Raw genomic sequence first — 4,495 nt, forward strand, 5'->3', positions numbered from 1 at the left:
TCGCTGCGGGTACGGGCCGAACCTGCCGATCGGCAGGTAGGGCTCGATGAACTCCCACTCCTGGTCTGTCAGTTGCGTCCGCGTCATGCACGGCGGTCTACCCGATCAGACCCGCCACACGAACGAACCCCACAGATCGATCACAACCCGATACGCGCCCTAGGCCCATCATCCCGGTCTCGCCGTGGTAGGCGTTGTGGCAGTGTGTCAGCCACTGGCCGGGGTTGTCTGCGTCGAAGTCACAGACAACCCGCTGTGCGGGCAGCACGATCACGGTGTCCCTGCGGGGACCGGTGTCGCCCACCTGGAAGGTGTGGCCGTGCAGGTGCATCGGGTGCCACATCGCGGTCGCGTTGATGAATTCCAGCCGCACCCGCTGGCCCTGGCCGATCAGGAACGGCGCGGCGGTCGGCTGGTTCATGTCGAATCGGCGGCCGTTGAGCGACCAGTCGTACTTCTCCATGCCGCCGGTGAGCCGAAGCCGGTGGGTGACATCCGGCGTGCGGGCCGCCAGCCGGACCTGGTCGGCCGCACGTAGCTGATCGGCGGTCAGCAGCCGGCCGTCGAGCTCCCTCGGCCGGACGGTGGGGCTCGGCGGGTGCGTACCAGCGCCATACCGGTCGCGTTCTTGCCCTCGGCGAGCGCTACCAGGGGGAAAACTCCGTCTGCGAGGGTGACCAGGACGTCATAGCGTTCTCCCATTCCCAGCAGTAGCGCGTCAACGTCCTGATGTTCCACCGGATAGCCGTCGGTGTGGGTGATGGTCATCGTGTGGCCACCGAGGGCGAGGCGGTAGGCGGTGTCACTGCCGGCGTTGATGATCCGCAGGCGCACGCGGGTGCCGGGCTTGGCCTGGTGAACGGCTGGGTCGGCTGGGAGCCGCCCGTTGATCAGATGGTGTGGGTAGGCGACGTCGCCCGCGTCACCGCCGAGCAGCGGACTGGTGGCGCCCATCAACGTGAACGTCGTCGCCATGCCGCTCGTGGACGGCGAGGCGGTCGCGCCCCGGCCCATGTCCATCCCGCCCATGCCGTGCGAGAGTTCGGCGAGGGCCTTGTCGGGGGTACCGGTGACGCCGTCCAACCAGTCGTCGAGGACGACCACCCACTCCTCGTCGTAGGACAGCGGCTCGTGCGGGTCCTCGACGATCAGCGGCCCGTACAGGCCGCGGTCGAGCTGCACACCGACATGGGGGTGGTACCAGTACGTGCCGGGGGCGTCGGCGACGAAACGGTAGGTGAAGCTGTCGCCGGATGGGACCGCCCGCATGGTCACCGGTGGCACGCCGTCCATGTCGTTGCGCAGCGACACGCCGTGCCAGTGGATGGCGGTCGACGCGGGCAGGTTGTTGGCGATGTCGGCGACTAGAGTGTCACCCGAAGTCAGGCGGATCTCCCGGCCGGGGACCTGGCCGCCGAAGGCCCAGGTCCTGACCGGGAGGCGGCCGAGGTCCACGGTGGCGGCCGTGGCGGTCAGCGTGACCGTGCGTTCGGTACCGCCGCCGACGCGCTTCTTCTCGACTTCGGCCACGGCGGTACCCGTCGGGCTCACAAGGGCCGGTTGGCCGGCGGCGGAGTCGGCGCAGGCTGCGAGCAGGCTGGTGCCGGCGGCGCCCAGTCCGGCCAGCAGGAGGGAACGTCGGTTGATCATAATCATGGCTTGATCCTCTTCTGCGTCCACGTGAGGCAGCCGTGCTGCGCACGGTTCATGGACTCAATGGGCTCACGCGCGACGTGGCGGAGCCGGTGCCGGCCTTTCACCAAGCCGCGCAGGTCCGTCCGTGTCGTGACAGAGAGTGCGGCAACGATGCGGGGCAGACCGGCGACCGCCGTCGATCACCGGGTCGGAGAGCAAGCGGGGGGCAGGCCCACCAGGCCGCACCCCCCGCATCGCTGGCCGCCGGTCAAACCTCATGTGCCGGAGGACATTCCGCCCATCGGTGTGCCATTCGTGCCTGACATTCCGCCCATCGGTGTGCCATTCGTGCCTGACATGCCGCCCATCGGCGTGCCGTTCATCGAGTGCATGCCGTTCATGCCCGACATGCCGCCCATTGAGGGCATCGCTGAGGGAGACATCGCTGAGGGAGACGATGACGGTGAAGGCGACGGCATAGACGTCGCCGCGGACGAGGAAGGCGGCGTCGCCTTGGGGTCCATGCCCGTCGTCGTGGACGAGCCACAGCCAGCCAGCACCAAGCCGAGCAGGCCGACAGCGGCGACCGACACAGCGGTGCGACGGCGGGGGATAAAGCGAGCAGAAGCAGACATCATTCCAGTCTTTCCAGGTGGGCGCACGGCAGTGCGGCGCGCGGTGAACAAAGAGCGGTCTCGGCGGATGCGGCGGAAAGCCGGATCCGGCACGGCGCTCCTCCTACGTCCGCGCGACGCACACCTGGAGCAGCAGATTCCGACCCGCTCTCGGGGGTCCCCGGCGCCGGGTATCACGCAGGGCTCCCGCCCATCCCGGTCCCAGCGGTACGCATCCGCCCAGGACGAGCATCCCCAGCTGCGACTGGACGGGCAGCAGAACCCCATCGCGGGGTAGGGCGGACACGCACAGCGATCCGCCCATCGTCGCATCCGCCCGCATGACAGCGGCGCGCGCCGAAGCCTCAGGGTGTACAGTGCCACGCACTGTCATCGCGGATGCGGTTCCCATGGGCGCCGATGCGGACATCAGGTCGTGGCATCCCCCGACGGCTGTGGCAGGCCCGCCGTGCATCAGCAGCAGCCCGAACAGGACCGTGCAGAGCACAGCCAGCCGGGCCATGCCCATATTCCGCGTGCCGGTAGGCAGGGCACGGTGTACGCGCTTAGTGTCCAGCCGGCCCTCGGTATGCAGACGCCCGGGCACGATCAGCACCACCGCAGAGGCGTGGCTATCTTCGCCGAGATCGAGACTTGCACCCAAGGTGCGCTCATCGGACCGCAGCGGCGCCACAGCACGGCCATGCCCCGGCATGGAGCTCGCCGTTTTCCCGCCGCCTCGCACGGCATCCGCCGGGCACGGTCCTCCTTTCCCTGCTCTATTCGCGTTCCGTAGATCATCCTACAGGAGATGGGGCCTCGCCCGGCGATCCCCCGTCCTGCCCCGCATTCCACCTATGATGATCTATGGTCGCCTGCTGAACTGGTGACAACCCCACCGACCACCGATCGGTCCGCAGGAGACGGAGCCGCCGGTGCGATACGAGGTCGCACACGAGGCTTCGCCCCGGCCCGACGAGGCATGTGCCCTCGACTGCCGGTGCGGGCTCCGGGCCGGCGGTTGACGGCGCCCACGCGGGCCCCGTGGGCGGTCCGCTCGTGCGGCGGTGGTTGGCTGGGCGGCACCCCCGTCATCGGGGCTGCTGCTTGCTGCCCGCGGGAACCGGACGCTGCGTGCCGCGCAGGTGCTGGATTTCCTCCCGGAGCGCGGCGAGTTCAGTCTCTCGTGGATCGGCCTGCCCGGTACCGGCCGCAGGGGTCTGGCTGGGCCGGTTGCTCTTGCCGCGCATCATCAGCCACATCATTGCGCCCATCCCGACCGGGCAGGCCAGCGCCGGCAGGGCGTAGAGCACCGCGTCCATTTCTCCTCCTGGTGGGTCGATCGGTGGGGTCGAGCAGGCGTGTCGGGTGATTCGGGTCCGATGGCGGAACGATGCGGTGGGGCGGGCAGCCGGGCGAAGGCGTGGTGCCGCCGCCGTTCTTCCCGTGACGATCATACGAGCCTTGTTCGTACTATCTAGAATAGTAATCAGGTTGGTGGTGCCTTGGCGATACCTCGGGAGCCGGTCCGGCGCTCGGATGGCTCTCCCGCATGTCGTCACCGTGCGGGACGCCAGCACGGTCATGGCACCGCCGGTGTGCTGGCCGGTGACGACGAACAGTCCGCCGCCGCGCAGCACCCGGCGGATCTCGCCGGCCAGCGCGCTACCGCTGTTCCTCCAGGCCGGGACTGGCCCGCCGTGGTGTCAACGGGCGTCAAGCTCGGTGTACATGCCAGCCGCATAGTGGAAGGGCAGGTTGCACACGAATTCGTAGCGGCCAGGAGACAGCGTCAGCGTCGTCCAGCCCGTCGAACCGGCGGTGATTCCGTCGCCGGACCCGGCCCCACAGCTGCGCGACGCCTCACCCAGGCTGCCCGCCTCGTCGATGCGACCATCGCCGTCGACCGGGCGTTGCCCGACCACCTGGCCGGCCGGCAGCGGAAGCACCATCAGCTCGTGGATCCGTCTCCCCGCGTTGAGTGCCCGCAGCGACACCGTCCCCGCCGGTACGACACCGACGTTGACGATCACACGCATCAGGTCCATGCCTCCCGGGCCGCCCATCATCGGACCCGGTTCGTAACGCCCGCTCATCATGCCCCCGCCCCTGTCGGCCAAGGTCACGTTCACGACCGTGCCGGCCAGCGGGGGTGTACCGCACGGGGCCGCCACGGGTGGCGGGCTGCGGAAGGATCCGCCCATCGCGGCGAGCGCCACCATCGAGGCGGCAGCCAGCACGAGTGT

General features: G+C 69.2%; 3 protein-coding genes and 1 pseudogene. All 4 read right to left on the reverse strand.

What is annotated here, in order from left to right:
* Nucleotides 1–97 precede the first annotated feature (97 nt).
* Nucleotides 98–1,656: pseudogene (locus U9980_RS18410) on the reverse strand (multicopper oxidase family protein).
* A 717-nt stretch (nucleotides 1,657–2,373) separates the two neighbouring features.
* Nucleotides 2,374–2,913, reverse strand: a complete 540-nt coding sequence (locus tag U9980_RS18415; RefSeq protein ID WP_322769047.1) for a hypothetical protein — start codon at nucleotides 2,911–2,913, stop codon at nucleotides 2,374–2,376.
* Between the two features lie 427 nt (nucleotides 2,914–3,340).
* Nucleotides 3,341–3,571: a hypothetical protein gene (locus U9980_RS18420; protein ID WP_322748276.1), complete on the reverse strand. Its 231-nt coding sequence runs from the start codon at nucleotides 3,569–3,571 to the stop codon at nucleotides 3,341–3,343.
* A gap of 384 nt (nucleotides 3,572–3,955) precedes the next feature.
* A partial coding sequence (locus U9980_RS18425; protein WP_322769048.1) for a hypothetical protein occupies nucleotides 3,956–4,495 on the reverse strand: 540 nt, incomplete at its 5' end.

Origin of the sequence: Protofrankia sp. Cr1 (assembly GCF_963555865.1) — a bacterium.
Lineage (GTDB): Bacteria > Actinomycetota > Actinomycetes > Frankiales > Frankiaceae > Protofrankia.

What these genes read in the sequence shown, in the direction of transcription:
- U9980_RS18420 (WP_322748276.1), bottom strand. Translation starts at nt 3,571, where the DNA reads ATGGACGCGGTGCTCTACGCCCTGCCGGCGCTGGCCTGCCCGGTCGGG.